Source organism: Ferranicluibacter rubi (genome assembly GCF_011603255.1).
Classification (GTDB): domain Bacteria; phylum Pseudomonadota; class Alphaproteobacteria; order Rhizobiales; family Rhizobiaceae; genus Ferranicluibacter; species Ferranicluibacter rubi.
Genome location: NZ_JAANCM010000013.1, coordinates 53,769 through 73,553, shown reverse-complemented (window position 1 = coordinate 73,553; position 19,785 = coordinate 53,769). Strand labels below are relative to the sequence as shown.

At 63.8% G+C, this 19,785-nt stretch carries 16 protein-coding genes; 11 read left to right on the top strand and 5 right to left on the bottom strand.

Annotated elements, in window-relative coordinates; genetic code table 11:
- Positions 1-119 precede the first annotated feature (119 nt).
- Positions 120-998 carry an SDR family NAD(P)-dependent oxidoreductase gene (locus G8E10_RS21205; protein WP_167130588.1) on the top strand — a complete coding sequence of 293 codons (879 nt, stop codon included), beginning with the start codon at positions 120-122 and terminating at the stop codon, positions 996-998.
- Positions 995-2,584, top strand: coding sequence for a VOC family protein (locus G8E10_RS21200; RefSeq protein ID WP_167130587.1), 1,590 nt, complete (start codon positions 995-997; stop codon positions 2,582-2,584). The genes G8E10_RS21205 and G8E10_RS21200 overlap by 4 nt, the downstream gene beginning before the upstream one ends.
- A gap of 14 nt (positions 2,585-2,598) precedes the next feature.
- Here the strand turns inward: G8E10_RS21200 and G8E10_RS21195 are convergent, their stop codons facing one another.
- Positions 2,599-3,129: a DUF3833 family protein gene (locus G8E10_RS21195; protein ID WP_167130586.1), complete on the bottom strand. Its 531-nt coding sequence runs from the start codon at positions 3,127-3,129 to the stop codon at positions 2,599-2,601.
- 280 nt (positions 3,130-3,409) lie between these two features.
- On the opposite strand from G8E10_RS21195, the gene G8E10_RS21190 reads away from it, so the two are divergent.
- Positions 3,410-4,588, top strand: a complete 1,179-nt coding sequence (locus tag G8E10_RS21190) for an aminotransferase (RefSeq protein ID WP_167130585.1) — start codon at positions 3,410-3,412, stop codon at positions 4,586-4,588.
- 93 nt (positions 4,589-4,681) lie between these two features.
- Here G8E10_RS21190 and G8E10_RS21185 read toward each other — a convergent pair whose 3' ends face one another.
- The gene (locus G8E10_RS21185; protein ID WP_165910711.1) at positions 4,682-4,837 is read right to left on the bottom strand and encodes a hypothetical protein; all 156 of its coding nucleotides are present in this window, start codon (positions 4,835-4,837) and stop codon (positions 4,682-4,684) included.
- 404 nt (positions 4,838-5,241) lie between these two features.
- On the opposite strand from G8E10_RS21185, the gene G8E10_RS21180 reads away from it, so the two are divergent.
- Positions 5,242-7,173 carry a PAS domain-containing sensor histidine kinase gene (locus G8E10_RS21180; RefSeq protein ID WP_167130584.1) on the top strand — a complete coding sequence of 644 codons (1,932 nt, stop codon included), beginning with the start codon at positions 5,242-5,244 and terminating at the stop codon, positions 7,171-7,173.
- 10 nt (positions 7,174-7,183) lie between these two features.
- Here G8E10_RS21180 and G8E10_RS21175 read toward each other — a convergent pair whose 3' ends face one another.
- Positions 7,184-7,582, bottom strand: a complete 399-nt coding sequence (locus G8E10_RS21175; protein ID WP_132447774.1) for a response regulator — start codon at positions 7,580-7,582, stop codon at positions 7,184-7,186.
- A 223-nt stretch (positions 7,583-7,805) separates the two neighbouring features.
- Between G8E10_RS21175 and G8E10_RS21170 the strand changes: the two genes are divergently transcribed.
- Positions 7,806-8,693: an FkbM family methyltransferase gene (locus tag G8E10_RS21170; protein ID WP_167130583.1), complete on the top strand. Its 888-nt coding sequence runs from the start codon at positions 7,806-7,808 to the stop codon at positions 8,691-8,693.
- Here the strand turns inward: G8E10_RS21170 and G8E10_RS21165 are convergent.
- Positions 8,690-9,172 carry a class I SAM-dependent methyltransferase gene (locus tag G8E10_RS21165; protein ID WP_167130582.1) on the bottom strand — a complete coding sequence of 161 codons (483 nt, stop codon included), beginning with the start codon at positions 9,170-9,172 and terminating at the stop codon, positions 8,690-8,692. The genes G8E10_RS21170 and G8E10_RS21165 overlap by 4 nt on opposite strands.
- Positions 9,173-9,400: 228 nt before the next feature.
- Between G8E10_RS21165 and G8E10_RS21160 the strand changes: the two genes are divergently transcribed.
- The gene (locus G8E10_RS21160) at positions 9,401-10,567 is read left to right on the top strand and encodes a DUF3095 domain-containing protein (RefSeq protein WP_167130581.1); all 1,167 of its coding nucleotides are present in this window, start codon (positions 9,401-9,403) and stop codon (positions 10,565-10,567) included.
- Between the two features lie 4 nt (positions 10,568-10,571).
- Here G8E10_RS21160 and G8E10_RS21155 read toward each other — a convergent pair whose 3' ends face one another.
- Complete coding sequence (locus tag G8E10_RS21155) at positions 10,572-11,903, bottom strand: nucleotide sugar dehydrogenase (RefSeq protein WP_167130580.1); 1,332 nt, start codon at positions 11,901-11,903, stop codon at positions 10,572-10,574.
- 257 nt (positions 11,904-12,160) lie between these two features.
- Here G8E10_RS21155 and G8E10_RS21150 point away from each other — a divergent pair, with 257 nt between their 5' ends.
- From G8E10_RS21150 to G8E10_RS21130, 5 genes are all read left to right on the top strand, one after another.
- Complete coding sequence (locus G8E10_RS21150; RefSeq protein ID WP_110801827.1) at positions 12,161-13,501, top strand: adenylate/guanylate cyclase domain-containing protein; 1,341 nt, start codon at positions 12,161-12,163, stop codon at positions 13,499-13,501.
- Between the two features lie 206 nt (positions 13,502-13,707).
- On the top strand, positions 13,708-15,642 hold the full coding sequence (locus G8E10_RS21145) for an ABC transporter ATP-binding protein (RefSeq protein WP_167130579.1): 1,935 nt from the start codon (positions 13,708-13,710) through the stop codon (positions 15,640-15,642).
- Positions 15,639-17,561, top strand: a complete 1,923-nt coding sequence (locus G8E10_RS21140; protein WP_167130578.1) for an ABC transporter substrate-binding protein — start codon at positions 15,639-15,641, stop codon at positions 17,559-17,561. Before G8E10_RS21145 ends, G8E10_RS21140 begins: the two co-directional genes overlap by 4 nt.
- A 3-nt stretch (positions 17,562-17,564) precedes the next feature.
- Positions 17,565-18,563, top strand: a complete 999-nt coding sequence (locus tag G8E10_RS21135) for an ABC transporter permease (protein WP_110728502.1) — start codon at positions 17,565-17,567, stop codon at positions 18,561-18,563.
- 44 nt (positions 18,564-18,607) lie between these two features.
- Positions 18,608-19,771 carry an ABC transporter permease gene (locus G8E10_RS21130; protein ID WP_281517729.1) on the top strand — a complete coding sequence of 388 codons (1,164 nt, stop codon included), beginning with the start codon at positions 18,608-18,610 and terminating at the stop codon, positions 19,769-19,771.
- Positions 19,772-19,785: the final 14 nt, after the last annotated feature.

Below are 19,785 nucleotides of genomic sequence, written 5' to 3'. Positions count from 1 at the left end.
AACGCAGGCGGAGCCAAGAGGATGGACTTGAGCCTTCTCCTTACCTAGTTTCGCGGGCGACACTATTAAATTTGCTAACCGCACGCCTCATAAATGGGGCCGCAGAGCTCGGACCGACCATGACACATGCCGCCTTCGCCGCCAATGCCGTTGCCGTCGTCACCGGAGCCGCCTCCGGCATCGGCCTTGCCGCCGCCCACCGCTTCGCATCCCTTGGCATGAGGGTCGTGCTGGCCGACCGCAAGGGCGAGCGACTGGCCGATGCCGCACGGTCGGTTGCAGAGGTTTCCCCGCAGGGCACCGAGGCCGTTCTCGCCTGCGCAACGGATGTTTCGGAACTGGAAGCGCTCGAAGCCTTGCAGGAAGAGGTGATCGAGCGGTTCGGCAAGGTCAACGTGCTCATGAACAATGCCGGGATCCAGCCCGGCAGCACGCTCTTCGGCCCGCTGGAAAACTGGGAGCGCGTGATGGCCGTCAATCTCGGCGGCGTCGTCAACGGCACGCGCGTCTTCGGCCCCGGCATGATCGCGCATGGCGAACCCGGCCTCATCATCAACACCGGCTCCAAGCAGGGCATCACCACGCCGCCGGGAGATCCGGCCTATAACGTCGCAAAAGCCGGCGTCAAAGCCTTCTCGGAAGCGCTCGAGCACGAGTTGCGCAACACCGCCGGCTGCCGCATCGCGTCGCATCTCCTCATTCCCGGCTTCGTCTATACCGGCCTCACCGCCAACGGTCGCACGGAAAAGCCGGATGCAGCGTGGACCCCGGAGCAGACGGTGGACTTCATGATGGACAGCATCGCGCGTGGCGATTTCTACATTCTCTGCCCCGACAATGATGTCAGCCGGGACCTCGACGAGAAGCGCATCCTCTGGGCTGCCGGCGACATCGTGGAAAACCGCCCGCCCCTCTCCCGCTGGCACCCCGACCATGCCGAAGCTTTCCGCACCTACCTGACCCAGGACCTTCCGCGGCAGTCGGGTGACCCTGCATGACGACGATCCCCACAGGCACCAGCGGCCTCCACCACATCACGCTCATCACGCGAAAGGTGCAGGCGAACGTCGATTTCTACGTCGGTTTCCTTGGTCTGCGCCTCGTCAAGCGGACGGCGGGGTTCGAGGATGCAGCCCAGTTGCACCTCCTTTATGGCGATCGCCTCGGCACGCCTGGTTCGCTCGTCACCTTCCTCGTCTGGGAAGACGGCGGGCCCGGCCGTGTCGGCGAAGGCCAGCCGAGCGAGATCGCCTTCGCCATCGCCCCCGGTTCGATCGGCTTCTGGCTTCAACGCGCCTTGCGCTACCTCGTGCCCGTTTCCGGCCCGGCGCCGGAATTCGGCGAGCCCGTGCTGCGCCTCAAAGATCCGGACGGCGTCATCGTCAAGCTGGTGGGAACGACGGATATTGCGGGCGTCGAGCCCGCCTATGCCGCCGGCATCCCGCCGGAAGACGCAATCCGTGCGCTGCGCGGCGCCACCATCCTCACCAGCCGACCTGCGGAAACAGCCGCCTTCCTCGAACGTCACACCGGCTTCCGGTCAGCGGAGAGAACCGAAACGATCGAGCGTCTGCGCTCGGATGCGGGCGACGTCATCGACGTTCGCGACGCCACCGGTTTCTGGACATCCGCCCCCGGCACCGGCACCATCGACCACATTGCCGTGCGCGCGCCCGACCGTGCTGCCGTGAAGGCTCTGCGGGATCGCCTCGGCGCGGAGGATGCCGGCCCGACGCCCGCGCATGACCGCACCTATTTCTTCTCTCTCTACGTCCGAGAACCCGGCGGCAGCCTTATCGAGGTCGCGACAGACGGCCCGGGCATGGGGATCGACGAGGATGAAACCACTCTGGGCACCCGGCTCTTCGTCCCCGGACAGAGCGAGGACGGGCCCGAAGAGGACATAACCGTCCTTCTCCCGCAATTCGGCCTTCCCGGCGAGGAGCGTTTCGCCGCCCGCGAACTGCCCTTCGTCCACCGCCTTCACCAGCCGGCCGAGCCGGACGGCACCACGCTGTTTCTGCTGCATGGCAGCGGCGCCAATGAGCTGAGCCTCCTGCCGCTCGCGCGCAAGGCAGCGCCGAATGCGCTGCTCGTCGCCCTTCGGGGTCGCAGCCTCGAGGAAGGCGCGCCGCGTTTCTATCGGCGGCTTGGCGCCACGACATTCGATCAGGCCGATATCGCAAACGAAGCGGAAGCCCTCGCCGCCTTCGTCGAAGGCGCGGCATCCGGCTATGGCATCGATCTCGAACGCGCCACGTTTCTCGGTCACTCCAACGGCGCGAACCTGATCGCCGCGACGCTGTTCCTGCAGCCGGGCCTCATCCCTCGCGCCGTCCTTCTGCGCAGCATGATGCCTCTGGAAACGATACCGCGGGCGGATCTCTCCGGCACCGATGTGCTGATCGTCTCGGGAGCCGACGACAGTTTCGACGCCTACCGCCCGGCACAGGTGGCAGCGCTGGAAGGCGCCGGTGCCGAAACGACCGTCGTCATGCTGTCCGCCGGCCACGAGCTGTCGCCGGAGGATGCAGGCACGATCGCCGGCTGGCTTCGTGCGCTCCAGGCGCAACAGCCGCTATAGGGAGCGGTGTTCGGCTACTTGCGAAAGGCAATCTTGACCCGGGCGACGGGCAGGATCGTCTTCCACACCACAGCCGTGTTCGACATGGTCTTGCCGTCGCGCGAGAAAGTCAGAGTATCGAAGAAGCGGTAGACATCCTGTTTCGGACCCGGATCGAGATCCACGAGATAGTTGAATCGCACGACATTGCCATCCACCCGCACCGTCGTGCCGCCGATGACGTCCTCGCGCGTTCCGCTATAGGTCGCAGGGCCGGTGCGGACGAAATGCCAGGTCTTGCGCTCCTTCTGTCCGTCGTCGTAGCGGATGTCCTCCCGCAGCGTCAGCCCGGTTTTCGTCACCGTACCGCGCAGTGCGATATCGAGGTCCCGCCGTGTACCGTTGATGGCGCGAAAGGTTCCCTCGGCCTGCGTCTGCCCCCGGAAAAAGCGCTCCATGACGGTCTCCCGCATACCGCCCGCAGTCTGGGCAAAGGCGCTGCTGGACGCAGACAGGAGGCTTGCTGCAAGGCTGGCGGCGAAAACGGCGGTCGATGCGATCTTCATGATGATCTCCATTCTGTCATGAAGACGATACGGATCTTTCGGCAGAACGGTTTTCCACGACATTGGCAAAACATCACTTGGCCACGAAACCGTCGTCGGCCTTTTATCCTGGAACGGCTTCTGGAAATGTCCGGGAAATCGTCTTACGTTCGGACGAACCCCTTTCCGGCGCAAATCGGCCACCATTCTCCCTGAACCCTCAAGCTCGCCATCTCTTTCGACGCTGATCCGCGGCGGCCTCCCAACCTCCGGACCAGCGTCACCGCACAGGAACGAACCCATGCCGAAATTCAATCCGCTGGTCGCCCGGCTGTCGCCGCCGCCCGTTCCCTCGGTTGCCGCCTGGGCCAAAAGCTATGACGGAAGCCGCGGCCCGTTGCTCGACCTCAGCCAGGCCGTGCCCGGCTACCCGCCGCATCCCGACATGCTGGCATGGCTCGGCGAAGCCGCGGCTTCCAAACAGGCGGCCGGCTATGGGCCGATCGAAGGGGAAATCCCCCTGCGCACCGCCTATGGCAGCCACGTCGCCGGGCTCTACGGCGCGCCGCTCACTGGCCGCAACGTCCAGATCACCGCCGGCTGCAATCAGGCTTTCGTCGCGACTGTCATCGCGCTTGCCGGTGCCGGCGATACGATCCTCATGACCAATCCCTATTACTTCAACCACGAGACCACGCTGTCGATGCTCGGCATCAATGTCGATATCGTGCCTTGCGATGCCGCAAGCGGCTTCATTCCGGATGTGGATTCGATCGAAGCGTCGCTGCATGCGGGCGTGAAGGCGCTGGCTTTGGTTTCGCCCAACAATCCGACGGGCGCCGTCTACCCCGCCGCTCTTCTTGCCGATATCTTCGACCTCTGCCGCCGCAACGACATCTGGCTGATCCTCGACGAGACTTACCGCGACTTCCTGACCGACACGGCAGAGCCGCCGCACGGCATCTTCTCCATCGAAGGCTGGCAGAACCACTTCGTCAGCCTCTACAGCTTTTCGAAGTCCTATTGCATTCCCGGCCACCGGATCGGCGCCATCACCTGCGGCATGCAGACGGTCCACCAGATCGCAAAGATCATGGACAACCTGCAGATCTGCCCGCCCCGCGCCGGCCAGATCGCACTGGTGAAGGCGATCCCGGCTCTTGCCGACTGGCGTGAGGAGAACCGTCTGGAAATCGGCCGGCGCAGCGCCGCCATGCAGGCCGTGATGGCGGGCCTCGATGGCTGGAAGCTCGAATCCATCGGCGCCTACTTCGCCTATGTCCGCCATCCCTACCCCGATATCAGCGCCGAATTCGTCGCGGGCAAACTCGCGACGCTTGCCGGCGTCGTCTGCCTTCCCGGCGATTATTTCGGCGAGATCCAGGAAGGTTTTCTGCGCTTCGCCTTCGCAAATGCCGATGTCGAGACCATCAGCCTCCTGCGCCAGCGCCTCGAGGACTTCAAGCTGCCCGGGATCTGACGTCGAAGGGCGTCTGACCGTTCCAAAACGACAAAACCGGACCGCGGCTTGGAGCCACGATCCGGTTTTGAAATGTCAGAGATCAAAGAGCGCTCAGATCGCTCCGAAGACACAGGCGCCGATGAAGGCGAAGGCCGCAACCAGCGTCAGCGTGCGCAGCACGGCATGAAAGCTCGGCAGGGCTGCCGTCGATGCGGCATTGGAATATCGGGCGTGGGGACCGTGCAGGACCTGTTTCGACGTTCGCATCATATCCTCCAGAACAAGCGAGCCGCGTTCACATTTCGCAAGGTCGACCGTGATCGGCTCTGCGTCTACATTCGTGGATTTCCACCGATTTCATAGACAATATATTCCACGTCACCGGTCGTTTTCAGAATTTCCTACTTTTCTCTCGGGGACCATCGCAGCCAAAACGTTAACGCGCGTTCATGGTTCCCGGCCACCCTATCATTTATCCGGCCCGGCAATGGCCGCACCGGGCACGGTGGGCTGCGCACAGTCTGGAAGCCCTCACAAAGGCCGAAAATCCCCCTCGTCCCGCCGGTCATAGCGTCATGAAAACAGATGACTTTCGGCCGGGCTTACCTATATCTCCCCCTCAGGATGCTCTCGGGATGCGAGGAGCGACCGAACCCACTTCGAGATGTCCTATGCCGAGTTCTCTCCCGCCCGAAACCGTCGATACGCCGCCTGTGTCCGGCAAGCGCTGGACGACGGTCGCAACGTCCCGGAGCGAGATCGCGGCGCTTCTGGAAAGCCGGGACTGGAGCCGGACGCCGCTCGGCGCGCGCGAGACGTGGCCGGCATCGTTGACAGGCCTTGTCCGCACCGTCCTGTCGTCGCCGGTCGCCATGACGCTGCTGCTGGGTCCGGACGGCATCATGATCTACAATGCCGGCTATGCCGCCATCGCCAGCGGCCGCCATCCGACATGCTTCGGCATGTCGGCCATCGCGTGCTGGCCCGAGGTCGCCGATTTCAACCGCACCATCATCGATGGCGTGCTTAGCGGCGAGTGCTTTTCCTACGCCGATATGGAAATGACGCTGAACCGCAGCGGCGAGCCGGAACGCGTCTGGTTCGATCTCGACTACAGCCCCGTCTTCGACGATGAGGGCGCCATCAGCGGCGCGCTCGCGGTCGTCGTGGAAACGACGAAGGCGGTGGAGGCCAAGCAGGCGCTCGCGCGCAACCGCGAAAAGCTGTCTCTCGCCCTGCAGGCCTCCGGCGTGGTCGGCATCTGGGACTGGGATGTCGTCGCCGACCGCGTCTATGCCGACGACAGATTCGCATCCCTCTACGGCGTCGATCCCGAGACGGCGGCAACAAACGGCGTACCGATCTCCGGCTTCACCGCCGGCATTCACCCCGACGATGCCGAGCGCGTGTCCAATGTGCTGCAAGGCGTCATGAAAACGGGCGAGAAGCTCTCGATCGAATACAGGCTCGTCCAGGCCGACGGATCCGTGCGCTGGGTGCTGGCCGAAGGGCAGCCGCTGCTCGAAAACGGCACCTGCATCCGCTTTCCCGGCATCGCCGTCGATATCACCGCGCAGAAGGAGGTGGCCGAGGCCTATGCGCAGTCGGAGACCGGGTTTCGCACGCTGGCCGACACCATGCCGCAGATGGTGTGGTCGACGCGGCCCGACGGTTTTCACGATTACTACAATGCGCGCTGGTACGAATTCACCGGCGTTCCCCCGGGTTCGACCGATGGCGCCGGCTGGAGCGGCATCTTCCATCCGGAGGATCAGGACCGCGCCTGGGCGCTCTGGCGCCACAGCCTCGAGACGGGAGACCCCTACCAGATCGAATATCGGCTGCGCCATCACAGCGGGGCCTATCGCTGGGTGCTCGGCCGCGCCCTGCCCATCCGCGATGCCGACGGCCGGATCACGCGCTGGTACGGCACCTGCACCGACATTCACGACGCCAAAATGGCGCAGGCGGAACGCGAGGTCGTCGCGCATGAACTCAGCCACCGGATCAAGAACATCTTCTCCGTGCTAAGCGGCATCATCAGCCTGTCCGCGCGTTCCGAGCCGCAGGCCCGGGGTTTTGCCGAACAGTTGCGCAAGCGCATCGACGCCATGGGTCGCGCGCATGATTTCGTGCGTCCGCACAGCGAGGCGTCGCGCCCGACCATGCCGGACACGACCTTGTTCAACTTTCTCGCAAGGCTGCTCGAGCCCTATTGGGGCGAAGAAGGCAAAGGTGCGATTAGGCTGCATGGCGACGACACCGCCATTGCCGACAGCGCCGCCACGCCTCTGGCCCTCCTCCTGCACGAACTCGGCACCAACTCGGCGAAATACGGCGCCCTCTCAACGGCCGATGGCCGGGTCGAGATCACCGGACGCATCGACGGCGAGACCTATCATTTGCGCTGGAAGGAAAAGGTCCAGGGCGTCGTCATTTCCGCGCCGGAGAAGGACGGCTTCGGGTCACGGCTGATGAAGATCAGCGCGGAAGGCCAATTGGAAGGACAACTGGAGCGCTTCTGGGAACCGGATGGCTTGAGGATCGAGGCGTCTATACCTTTGAGCGCATTGACCCGCAGCGGTCGTCTCGGACGCCGATAATCGCCTTATCTCAAGCGAACACGCGAAGACGTGCCGGCGCATGGGCCTGCCGCGCTTCGCGCAGCGCAACCGTGTAACGCACGGCCGCTTTCAGGTCCTCCTCCGCCACGGGCTTCGGCAGCACGCCGACGGCACCCGGAAACGCTTCGCCGACCTGCGAAGGATTGGCGGTCATGAAGAGAACGGTCATGCCGTGACGCTCGGCAAGCATCCGGCCGATATCGCGGCCCGTGGCGCCATCGCGCAGGTTGAGATCAACGAGGGCGATATCGGCGAGCGGGCCGAGCTTGATCGCCGATGCCGTATCGGCAGCGATGCCGACAGGCCGGTAACCCAGTTCCTCGACGACATACTCGATCTCGGTCGCAACGAAAATCTCGTCCTCGACCACCATGATATTACAACTCATATTGACATGCCCACTTCACCGAAAGTGCCCCGTCGCTCCCGTGTATGGATCCGAACAAACGGCTCCATTTGCCCCCGGGAACAAGACGGCGACGCTCGTGAATGCGGCACGACGTCAAAAGTTCCGTGTCATTTCGCCCGAAGAAACTCTTCCAGACACTCTTTTTTTCAGCCCACGCCTGTGGTGTAACCCGCGCAACGCGATCGACCGGGAAAGGTGGCGCATGCCCCTCAGTGACGACATGCCGGTTTTGAAACGATGGAAGCGCCGTCTCCGCAAGCTGCGCAACAGGCTTGCGCGCCGCGCCTTTGCCACCCGCTACGGGCGGGAACTGCTGATCCAGTGCATCAGCCCTCGCGTTCTCACCATGACGGCGGATTGCGGCGATCACGTTATGACGTTTTCGCCGCATGACTATATCGGTCGCAAGATCTACCGGAAGGGCCAGTTCGAGCGCGATCACGTCGTCCGCCTGCTCGCCGTCCTGCGGGAGCGGAATATCGACCTCTCGGGCGCTTTGCTGGAGGTCGGCGGCAATATCGGCACGCAGACGCTCTATTTCGCCCTTGGCAGCGATATTCCGCGCATCGTGACGGTGGAGGCCGATCCGCGCAACTACGCCCTGCTCACAGAGAACATCCGCCAGAACGGGCTGGAAGACCGGATCACCGCCATCCCCTGCGCGGCCGGCGAGACCGCAGGCACGATCGATTTCTTCCAGCATCCCGACAATCACGGCAAGAGCAGCGCGACGCGGCAGAGCCCGCGCGACCGGCAGATCAGCGTGCCGGTGCGCCCCGTGATGGAGATCCTTGCGGACGCGGACATCGCGGCCGATGGCGTGTCACTGATCTTCATGGATATCGAAGGCTACGAGCCGGTCGCCGCCCGCTCGATGATCCCGCTTCTCGAACGCCAGACGCCGTTCTATCTCGAATTCTCGCCGGTCTTCTACGGCCGCGATCAGGCCCGCGTTTTCGCAGAGTGGCTTGGCACCTTCTATTCCCACTGCATCGTCTTCACCGAAAACGACATGACCGAAATGGCGCTCGCCGATATCCCGCTCGACGCGGACCAGTTCGACCTGCTGTTGCTGCCCGACGCGCTTTAGCGGCGGCGATAGAGATAATAGCGCCTGGGGTCGATCCCCTCCGGCACCGGCAGGGGCGCGAGGTCGGCATGGTCCAGCGGCAGGCCGCTGGCGACGATGCCGCCGGAGGCCAGCGCATCGGCAAGCGCTGGCGGCAACCAGCGTTTCGTTTCCGCATCCACCTCGGGATAGGCCGTGCCGATATCGGCATGGGCGAACGCCACCCCCATGCCGGCCACGCTCTTCAGCGTCTCCGAGATTTCGCCAAGCACGAGGTCGCCCTCATCCGGCGTCGATTTGGGATGCGACCCCACCGCCCGATCGAAGGCGATGATGCGACGGCCGGGGAAGATCTCGCGGATATGATCGTAGGTACGGCCGTTTCCAAGCCCGATTTCGAGCACCGCGCCTTCGCCCGGAAGCGCCATGTCATCCCGAATGTGGTTGAGGATAGAGCGCTGCGCCTGCAGGCGGGCGATAAAGCTGTCGAGACGACTCATGAAGGCGCTTCCCGTTGCCGAGGCAAATCCGGCAAAACTGCGCAGCGGTTTGCGCCCGGAATTGCGTGAAACCAAAGAGATGGAGCGTTTTCGCGATTCGGAGAAACGCCCTAAAGAGGCCCTCTATAGGGTGCCTGCCGCCCAACAGGCAACATCGCCGCGCGCTGCACGCAAAAGTCATCCGGCGCGGCCCTGTCGGACGGAGACGGCTGTGCTACCTTAAATCGCATGGCACAGATGCAGAGCGACCAGTTCTTTTCCGCACTCCCCGTCTTCACGGCGTTCGAGGGCGTGGCGGATGCGGAGAACTACCGCCCGCTGCCCATCGACTGGTGGATCGCCAGCGCCGATATCGTCGATTCCACAGGCGCCATCGAGGCCGGTCGATACAAGGCCGTAAACATGGCCGGCGCCAGCGTCATCTCGGCGGTGCTCAACGCGGTCGGCCATTTCGACCTTCCCTTCGTCTTCGGCGGCGATGGCGCGCTCGTGGCGCTTCCTCCCTCGGCCCTCGTCGCGGCCACATCGGCGCTGGCCGCCGTGCAGCTTTACGCCCGCGAAGAGCTCGATCTCGACCTGCGGGCCGCCCTCGTCCCGGTCTCCGACATCCGCAAAGCCGGGCTCGATGTGCGCGTGGCACGCTTTCAGGTCAGCCCGGACGTGTCCTATGCGATGTTTGCCGGCGGCGGTGGCGCATGGGCGGAGACGGAGATGAAGGCCGGACGCTATCTCGTCGCGCCCGCGCCCGCAGGTGCCCGCCCCGACCTCACCGGGCTCTCCTGTCGCTGGAACCCCATCGCCTCCCGTCACGGCGCCATCGTCTCGATCATCGCGGTGCCCTGCCCCGGCAAGGAGGCCGGACCGTTTTCGGCGCTGGTTTCCGATGTCGTCGCGCTGGCCTCGGGCGAGGAACGCGAAGGCCATCCGGTCCCGGCGGAAGGTCCGACGCTCGGCCTCTCCCGCGAGGGTCTGGAGACGGAAGTGCGCACGGTCGGAAAACCCGGCCGCCTGCGCCAGCGCGGCCGCATCCTCGTGGAGGCGGCACTGACCTACAGCTTGGCAAAACTTGGAATGACGCTCGGCCGCTTCGATCCGAAGATCTACCGCCAAGATGTCGCCAGCAATTCGGACTTCCGCAAGTTCGACGATGGCTTGAAGATGACCATCGACATTGATGCGGGGCGCCTCGTCAGTCTGGAGGCGCGGCTGGAACGCGCGGCGTCCGAAGGCGTCTGCCGCTACGGCCTCCACCGGCAGGACGAGGCACTGATGACCTGCATCGTGCCGACCGCGCTCAGCCGCGACCACATGCACTTCATCGACGGCGCCAATGGCGGCTATGCCATGGCGGCAAGCCACCTGAAAGCACCCATGCAGGCCGCACCCGCGGCCTGACGCCTCAGGCCTTCACGATCAATCCACCTTGAAGGCCGCGGCGGGCAAAGACGTTGCGCGTGTCGATGATCAGCGGCGCCTGCTGCGCGATCAGCGCATAATCGACATCGTCGTGATCGGTGGCGACCAACACGGCATCGAAACCGGCAAGTTCGCTCAGCGGCACAGAGCGCCGACCCTTCAGCGACAGATATTCGCGCGTCCTCGGGATCTCGTCCACATGCGGATCATGGAAGGATGCGCTGCCGCCGCGCTCCTCGATCAGCTCAATCAGTTTCAGCGACGGGCTCTCGCGGATATCAGGCACGTTCTTCTTGTAGGCGAGCCCAATGATCAGCACGCGCGACCGGCTGAGGGCCTTGCCGAGGTGAATATCGAGCGCTTCCGCAAGCCGCCCGACGATATGTTTCGGCATGGCCGAATTGATCTCGCCCGCAAGCTCGATGAAGCGGGTCGGCATGTCGTATTCACGGGATTTCCAGGTGAGATAGAACGGATCGATCGGAATGCAGTGCCCGCCGAGACCGGGGCCGGGATAAAACGGCATATAGCCGAACGGCTTGGTCTTCGCCGCGTCGATCACCTCCCAGATGTCGATGCCCATGGCTTCGAACACGGTCTTCAGCTCGTTGACCAGCGCGATATTGACCGCCCGAAAAATGTTCTCCGTCAGCTTCACAGCCTCCGCCGTCGCCGTCGTGGAGACGGGCACGACGCGCTCGACCACGGCCGAATAGAACGCTTCCATCGCTTCCGCTGCCGCATCGCCGTCACCGGCGACGATCTTCGGAATGCTGGTGGTCGAGAAATCGCGATTGCCGGGGTCTTCGCGTTCCGGCGAGAAGCCGAGGAAGACCTCCCCCCCGATATCGAGCCCGGTGGCGGCCAGGATTGGCCGCACGACATCCGTCGTCGTGCCGGGATAGGTGGTGGATTCCAGCACCACGAGCTGCCCCGACCGCAGCCGCAGGGCGATCTCCTGGCAGGTCTTCACGATATAGGTGAGGTCGGGATCGCGATGCCGCGTCAGCGGTGTCGGCACGCAGATGACGATGACGTCGCAGGCGGCAAGGCCATCGAAATCGACCGTCGCGGAAAACCGTCCGGCGTCCCGCTCGGCGGAGAGAACGTCGTCGCCAACCGCCTCGATATAGGACCGGCCCGCTTCGATGGCGACGATCTTGCCGGGGTCGATATCGAAGCCGGTGACGGTGAAACCCTTGCGCGCGATGGCGATGGCCAGCGGCAGTCCGACATAGCCAAGGCCGATGACGCCGGCATGCGCCGTGCGATCGGCGATCCGCGACAGAAGAACCGCGTGGGAGGACGTGCTCATCGGGTGCCTTGCCTGTTGGGCGCGCCTCGCACGCCGGAGCCATGGCAGATGCGGACTTGGCCTGCCGCTGTCAAGGCCAGGATATCGGGGCCAGGCCATCATGCGAATTCCCTCGCGGCAGCCATCGCCAACTTTTCGTCGTCGCCGTTCTGGTTTCCGCCATACCGCGTCATTATATCGTGAAGACGATCGCGTCATGCCGGGGGGTTGATATCGGCCTGTGGTGATCGTTCGCAGCAAACAGCGGGAAGATCGACATGACCCAGATGCAGCAGGTTTCCACCCATCTGCTCGATCGCGTGTCCCTATGGCTCAAGCAGACGGCGCTCAACGGCGCCTCGCTCGAAATGCTGGTGACGGGCTTCTGCGAACGGCTGGCCGCCGCCGGCGTGCCACTGTCGCGCGTGCATCTGAGCTTCGCCATGCTCCATCCACTTTACGACGCGCTCGGCTTCACCTGGCAGCGCGGCAAGGGCGTCACCGTCGAGGGCTTTCGCGCCGGTCAGAGCGAGACGGATGCAGAGCGCTTCCTGCGCAGCCCCTATTACTACCTCTATTCCCACGACCTCGACCATCTGCGCCGCCGCATCACGCCGGAGTCTCCGATCGAGTTCCCGATCTTCGAGGAACTGAAGCGCGACGGCGCGACCGATTACTTCGCCTTCGTGCAGTCCTTCAGCGAAAGCCACGGACAGGGCATGGTCGGCTCCTGGACCACGGACGCGCCGGAAGGTTTCTCCGACCAGCTGATCGAGGCCATGCTGCGGCTCCAGAGCAGCCTGGCCGTTGCCGCCAAAATGGCCGTGCTCGGCAAGCTCGCTGACAACATGCTCACCACCTATCTCGGCGAAAACGCCGGCAAGCGCGTGCTGTCCGGCCAGATCCGGCGCGGCGACGGTGAAACCATCCGCGCCGTGCTCGTCATGGCCGACATGCGCCAATCGACCGTCCTTGCCGAACGCGAAGGCCGTCAGGCCTATATCGACACGCTCAACCAGTTCTTCGACGCCATCGCCACGCCGTTCAACCGCGGCGGTGGCGAGATTCTCAGCTTCCTCGGCGATGGCTTTCTCGCCGTCTATCCCTGCGGGCGCCACCGCGAACCGTCGCAGGCCGCGGCCCTTGCCGCCATGGAGGCCGTGCGCCAGGCCACGGCGCGCATGGCCGAGATGAACAGCGAACGGCGGGAAAACGGGCTGAGCGAGGTCGGCTACGGCATCGGCCTGCATATCGGCAACGTCATGTTCGGCAATGTCGGCCTGCGCGACCGCCTCACCTTCTCCACCTTCGGCACCGCCGTCAACGAGGTCTCCCGCCTGCAGGGGCTGACCAAGAAGCATTCCACCCACATCGTCGCCAGCCAGGCCTTCACCGCCTATGCCGGCGGCGAGTGGGAGACGCTCGGCGAGGAAAAGCTGCGCGGCGTGAGGCAGAAACTGACGGTGCTGGTGCCGAGCGAAAAGCTCCTGAAGATCGATCAGGCGGAGGCCATACGCCACCGGACGCAGGAAAGCAGCTCCGAGGCGGAGCAGGTCATGCTGCTTTACCGCAACCGCAACACGCCCCAACGGGACATCTGGAACAAACTGCTGCAATAGAAATTGTTTAGCCGCGGGGCATCATTTCAAAAAAACGATACATGACGACGCTAGACCCGCAGCCGACGCCGGGAAGGCGTGACCGTGCGGTTTACATTGCGGTCATGGACAGGCCGAAATGCCTGCGATAGTCTTCCCATAAGGTATTGGCGCAAAGCCAGCCACCATCCGCACCGGATGGAGAGAATAAGTGGGGAATGGCAGGCATGACATCAGGCGGAGACCTGCTGCGGATCGAGGACCTGAGCGTTTCTTTCGCCATGTTCGGCGGCCAGATCGACGCGGTTCGAAAGGCCAGCCTCCGGGTCCTGCCGGGCAAGGTCACGGCGCTCGTGGGCGAGTCCGGGTCCGGAAAATCCGTGATCAGCCAGGCCGTCATGGGCATCCTGCCGAAATCGGCGAGGATCGGCGGCAAGATCCTCTTCAAGGATGAGACGGCACCCGGCGGTGTCATCGATCTTGCAGCGCTCGCGCCCGAGGGTGCCGATATGCGCGCCTTTCGCGGCAACCGCATCGGCATGATCTTCCAGGAGCCGATGACCTCGCTGTCGCCACTCCACACGATCGGCGACCAGATCAGCGAAAGCCTGCGCATCCACCGCAACGTCGACAAGCCGGGACAGCGGGAACAGACCGAAGAGATGCTGCGTCTCGTCGGGTTCCCCGACCCCAAGCGTGCCTTCGGCATGTATCCGTTCGAGCTTTCCGGCGGCATGCGACAGCGCGCGATGATTGCCATGGCGCTGATCTGCAAGCCGTCGCTTCTCATTGCCGACGAGCCGACGACGGCCCTCGACGTGACCATCCAGGCGCAGATCCTGCAATTGCTCAAGGACCTGCAATCGACCTTCAACATGGCCGTGCTGCTCATCACCCACGATCTCGGAATCGTCGCCAACATGGCCGACGAGGTCGTGGTGATCTATCACGGCGAAATCATGGAGGCGGGTTCGGTTGAGGATATCTTCCGCAATCCGTCCCACCCCTATCTCAAGGGGCTGATGGCAGCCGTGCCGCATTTCGACATGAAGCCCGGCGAGCGCCTGAAGGCGCTGCGCGAGGTACCCGTCAACGTCGAGAGCCTGATCGTGCGGCGCAAAGGCGAACGTGCGCCTGCGCGACCGCTGCCCCGCGTCGAGGACACGCTTCCGGCACCGGGCGAGGATGTGCTGCTCTCCGTGCGCCATGTCGGCAAGACGTTTTCCAGCCGCAAGTCCGGCTGGTGGAAGAAGGGGGAGGCCCACCAGTATCGTGCGGTAGACGACGTGAGCTTCGACATACGTCGCGGCGAATGTCTGGGGCTTGTGGGCGAAAGCGGCTGCGGCAAGACGACGCTCAGCAAGATCCTGATGCGGGCGCTCTCTCCCGACACCGGCTCGATCATGCTGAACTCGGCCGATGGCCCGATCGACATCCGCGAGGCCCATGGCAAGTCGCTGGCCAAACTGCGCACCCGCATGCAGATGATATTCCAGGATCCCGTCTCATCGCTCTCGCCGCGCATGACGGTGCAGAACATCCTCAGCGAACCGCTCGAGATCCACCGCCGCGGCGATCCGAAGAGCCGGCAGCAGACGGTGAAGGCGCTGCTGAAGGCCATCGGCCTCAATGAGCGGCACATGAACCGCTATCCCCACAGCTTCTCCGGCGGGCAGCGCCAGCGCATTGGCATTGCCCGCGCTCTAGCACTCGGCCCCGAACTGCTGATCTGCGACGAGCCGGTCTCCGCACTCGACGTGTCCGTGCAGGCGCAGATCCTCAACCTCCTGAAGGACCTGCAGGCGGAACTCGGCCTGACCTATCTCTTTATCTCGCACAATCTCGCCGTCGTCGATTACATGGCCGACCGCATCGCCGTCATGTGCGCCGGGCGGATCGTCGAGCTTGCACCGCGCGAACAGCTGATGCGCGCGCCGGTGCACCCCTACACCAAGGCGCTGCTGGCCGCCGTGCCCTTCCCGGATCTTGACCGGCCGCTCGACTTCGTCGCGCTCAATGCCGGCGGGGCCTCCGACAAGAAGCGCTGGAACGCCGCCTTCCGGCCGGGCGAAAGCGATGCCGGCCTTGCGCCCGCCGATCTCGGCAATGGTCACTGGGTGCTGGCGAGCCGGAATGCCGACGTGAAGGAGCTCCAGCCGTGATCAAGCGCCGCACCACCCTCGGCCTCCTCGCCTCCGCCATCGCCCTGCCCCGGCTTATGCTTCCGCGCGACGCCATGGCCGCGGGGACAGAGCCCGAAATCCTTCTCGAAAAGATCACTGCCGGAACCCTGCCGCCGATGATCGAGCGCGTGCCGAAGACGCCGCGCATCGTCAACCTTGCCGCTATGGGCCGCACGCCCGGCAGCTATGGCGGTTCCATCCGCATCCTCATCGGCAGCCAAAAGGACATCCGCGCGATGTTCATCAACGGCTATGCCCGCTTGGTCGGCTACGACGAGAAGCTGAGTTTCCAGCCGGATATTCTGGAGGCCTGCGAGGTCGAGGGCGAGAAGGTCTTCACCTTCCGCATTCGCGAAGGCCATCGCTGGTCGGACGGAAGCCCGCTCACGTCGGAAGACTTCCGGTATACCTGGGAAGACGTGGTCCTGAACGAGGACCTGCGCAAGGGCGGCGTGCAGCAGGAGCTTCTGGCGGACGGCAAGCCGCCGCGTTTCGAGGTTCTCGACGCGCGCACCGTGCGCTACAGCTGGGATGCGCCCAACCCCGATTTCCTGCCGAACCTGGCGGCGGCACTGCCGCTGATCCTGCTGTTGCCCGCCGCCTACATGAAGCAGTTCCACAAGACTTACCAGACCGAGGAACAGCTCAAGACATTCATGAAGAAGTACCGGGTCAAGAAGTGGGTGGACCTGCACATCAAGATGTCGCGCCAGAACCGGCCCGACAATCCTGACCTGCCGACGCTCGACCCGTGGCAGAACACGACGGCCTCGCCCGCCGAACAGTTCATCTTCGACCGGAACCCCTTCTTCCACCGCGTCGACGAAAACGGGATGCAGCTTCCCTATATCGACCGCGTCGTCCTCAACGTCTCCACACCCGGCATCATCGCCGCAAAGACCGGTGGCGGCGAAGCAGACCTGCAGGCGCAGAACATCGACTTTACCGACTATGCCTTCATCAAGGATTCCGAAAAGCGGTATCCGGTGAAGGTGAAGCTGTGGAAGCGCACGCAAGGATCGCGCGTCGCGCTGCTGCCGAACCTCAATTACGGCGACCCTGTCTGGCAGGGCCTCCTGCGCGACGTCCGCGTCCGCCGCGCTCTTTCGCTCGCCATCGACCGGCGCGAGATCAACATGGTTGCCTTCTACGGCCTCGGCAAGGAAAGCGCCGATACCGTGCTGCCGGAGAGCCCACTCTACAAGCCGGAATATGCCGCCGCCTGGTCGCAGCATGACACCGAGCAGGCCAACCGCCTGCTGGACGAGGCAGGCCTGACCGGCCGCAACGAGGACGGCATGCGCCTTCTGCCGGATGGCCGTCTCGCGCAGATCGTGGTGGAAACCGCCGGCGAGAGCACGCTGGAAACCGACGTTCTCGAACTCGTGACCGATCACTGGGCGAAGATCGGCATTCCGCTCTTCATCAAGACCTCCCAGCGCGAAGTCTTCCGAAACCGCACCATGGGCGGCGAAATCATGATGTCCATGTGGCTCGGACTCCCCAACGGCGTGCCCACGGCCGACATGAGCCCGAGCCCGCTGGCCCCGAGCACCGACGACCAGCTGCAATGGCCGGTCTGGGGCATGCATTACCTGTCGCTCGGCCAGTTCGGTCACGCGCCGGAACTCCCCGAGGCCCAGAAGCTGGTGGACCTGCTGAAGGAATGGCGCCGCACGGCTGACAATGCGGGCCGCACGCGGATCTGGCACGAGATGCTGTCGATCTATACAGATCAGGTCTATTCCATCGGCATGGTCAACGCCACGCTCCAGCCGATCCTTCATACGTCGCGCATGCAGAACGTTCCGGAACACGGCCTCTACGGCTTCGATCCGACCTGCTTCTTCGGGGTCTACATGCCGGATACGTTCTGGCTCGGCGACAAGGTGAGCTGATCGATGCTGCGATACATTCTCTGGCGCGTCAGTGCCATGATCCCGACGCTCGTCATTATCTCGGCCCTCGTCTTCACCATCATCGAACTTCCTCCGGGTGATTATTTCGAGAGCTACATCTCGGAAATGCGCGCCCAGGGCGAAGGCGTCGATATGGCGGAGATCGAGGCGTTGCGGGCCGAATACGGCTTCGACCGTCCGCCGATCATGCGCTACTTCCACTGGGTCGCCGGCATGTTGCAGGGCGATTTCGGCTACTCGTTCGAATACCAGCTGCCAGTTTCCGACGTCGTCGGTGACAGGCTCTGGCTGACGGTCCTCGTCTCCTTCGTGACCATCATCTTCACCTGGCTCATCGCCTTCCCGATCGGCATCTACTCGGCCACCCACCAGTACAGCTGGGGCGATTACGGCCTGACCTTCCTCGGCCTGCTTGGCCTTGCCATTCCCAATTTCATGTTCGCGCTGATCCTGATGTATTTCGCCAACATGTGGTTCGGCACGTCCATCGGGCACCTCATGGACCAGAAATATCTGTCGCAGCCCATGAGCTGGGACAAGTTCCTGTCGATCCTCGAGCATCTCTGGATCCCCGTCATCATCATCGGCACCGCGGGCACGGCCGGCATGATCCGTCGCCTGCGCGCCAACCTTCTGGATGAACTACAGAAGCAATATGTGGTGACGGCGAAGGCGAAGGGTCTTCATCCCTTCCGGGCACTGGTGAAGTACCCACTCCGCATGGCCCTCAACTTCTTCATCGCCGACATCGGCTCGATCCTGCCGGCGATCATCTCCGGTGCCGAAATCACGGCCATCGTGCTGTCGCTGGAAACCACCGGGCCGATGCTCATCAAGGCGCTGCAGAGCCAGGACATGTATCTCGCCGGGTCCTTCCTGATGTTCCTTGCCTTCCTCACCGTCATCGGCGTGCTGGTCTCCGACATCGCGCTGGCGCTGCTCGATCCGCGCATCCGGCTCCAGGGGGGCAGCACGAAGTGACCGCAACGCATCCGCCGTCCACGACGTCCCCCACACCCGCCTGCCTGCCCGCACCCGGCCAGCCCCTGACGCACTTCGTTTCCGCAGCCCCCTTCGATCCGATGGCCGTGGAAACGATGAGCGAGGAGCAGAAACACGTCTATGAGGCGTCCCAGCTTCGATTGATGTGGTGGAAGTTCAAACGGCACCGGGTTGCCGTCCTCTCGCTGGTCTTCCTCGTTCTGCTCTATGCGATGGTCACGGTCGTCGAGTTCCTGGCGCCCTACAACCTGCATACCCGCAACGTCGATTTCATCCACGCGCCGCCGCAGCAGGTGCACCTGTTCGATGACGGCCAGTTCGTCGGCCCGTTCGTTTATGGCCGCACGATGAACCTCGACATGGACACGCTGCGCCGCGTCTATACGGAAGATCCCGAGCGAATCGAAAAGCTGCGCTTCTTCTGCAGCGGCGACGCCTATCATTTCTGGGGCCTCGTTCCCGCCTCGCTCCATCTCGTGTGTCCCGCACAGGGCGGGCAGTTCTTCATGCTCGGCAGCGATCGGCTCGGTCGCGACGTGCTGTCGCGCATTCTTTACGGCGCCCGCATCTCGCTCACCATCGGCCTGCTCGGCGTGACGATGAGCTTCATTCTCGGCATCGTCATCGGCGGCCTTGCCGGCTACAAGGGCGGCGTCTTCGACCTCATCGTCCAGCGCGTCATCGAGGTACTGCAGTCGATCCCGAGCATTCCGCTGTGGATGGCGCTTGCGGCCATCATGCCGGTGACGTGGAGCCCCCTCGTCATCTATCTCGGCATCACCGCCATTCTCGGCCTTCTCGACTGGACCGGCCTTGCCCGCGCGGTGCGCTCCAAGCTGCTGGCCTTGCGCGAGGAGGACTACGTGCTTGCGGCACAGCTGATGGGGGCAAAGACCAGCCGCATCATCGGCCGTCACCTCGTGCCCGGCTTCATGTCGCATCTGATCGCCAGCGCGACAATGTCGATCCCGGCAATGATTCTCGGCGAAACCGCCTTGAGTTTCCTCGGCCTCGGCCTCCGTCCTCCGATTACCAGCTGGGGCATTCTCCTGACGGAAGCGCGCAGCGTCAGTACCATCGCTTTTTATCCATGGTTGCTCTACCCAACCATCCCGGTCATTCTCGTCATCCTGGCCTTTAACTTTCTGGGCGATGGACTTAGAGATGCGGCTGATCCGTACAAGTGAGTTTTCCATGGTGA

Coding starts and splice junctions, on each gene's coding strand:
- G8E10_RS21150 (WP_110801827.1), top strand. CDS start 12,161: ATGACCCAGATGCAGCAGGTTTCCACCCATCTGCTCGATCGCGTGTCC.
- G8E10_RS21135 (WP_110728502.1), top strand. CDS start 17,565: ATGCTGCGATACATTCTCTGGCGCGTCAGTGCCATGATCCCGACGCTC.
- G8E10_RS21195 (WP_167130586.1), bottom strand. CDS start 3,129: ATGAAGATCGCATCGACCGCCGTTTTCGCCGCCAGCCTTGCAGCAAGC.
- G8E10_RS21175 (WP_132447774.1), bottom strand. CDS start 7,582: ATGAGTTGTAATATCATGGTGGTCGAGGACGAGATTTTCGTTGCGACC.
- G8E10_RS21160 (WP_167130581.1), top strand. CDS start 9,401: ATGGCACAGATGCAGAGCGACCAGTTCTTTTCCGCACTCCCCGTCTTC.
- G8E10_RS21190 (WP_167130585.1), top strand. CDS start 3,410: ATGCCGAAATTCAATCCGCTGGTCGCCCGGCTGTCGCCGCCGCCCGTT.
- G8E10_RS21185 (WP_165910711.1), bottom strand. CDS start 4,837: ATGCGAACGTCGAAACAGGTCCTGCACGGTCCCCACGCCCGATATTCC.
- G8E10_RS21180 (WP_167130584.1), top strand. CDS start 5,242: ATGCCGAGTTCTCTCCCGCCCGAAACCGTCGATACGCCGCCTGTGTCC.
- G8E10_RS21170 (WP_167130583.1), top strand. CDS start 7,806: ATGCCCCTCAGTGACGACATGCCGGTTTTGAAACGATGGAAGCGCCGT.
- G8E10_RS21155 (WP_167130580.1), bottom strand. CDS start 11,903: ATGAGCACGTCCTCCCACGCGGTTCTTCTGTCGCGGATCGCCGATCGC.
- G8E10_RS21200 (WP_167130587.1), top strand. CDS start 995: ATGACGACGATCCCCACAGGCACCAGCGGCCTCCACCACATCACGCTC.
- G8E10_RS21165 (WP_167130582.1), bottom strand. CDS start 9,172: ATGAGTCGTCTCGACAGCTTTATCGCCCGCCTGCAGGCGCAGCGCTCT.
- G8E10_RS21205 (WP_167130588.1), top strand. CDS start 120: ATGACACATGCCGCCTTCGCCGCCAATGCCGTTGCCGTCGTCACCGGA.
- G8E10_RS21145 (WP_167130579.1), top strand. CDS start 13,708: ATGACATCAGGCGGAGACCTGCTGCGGATCGAGGACCTGAGCGTTTCT.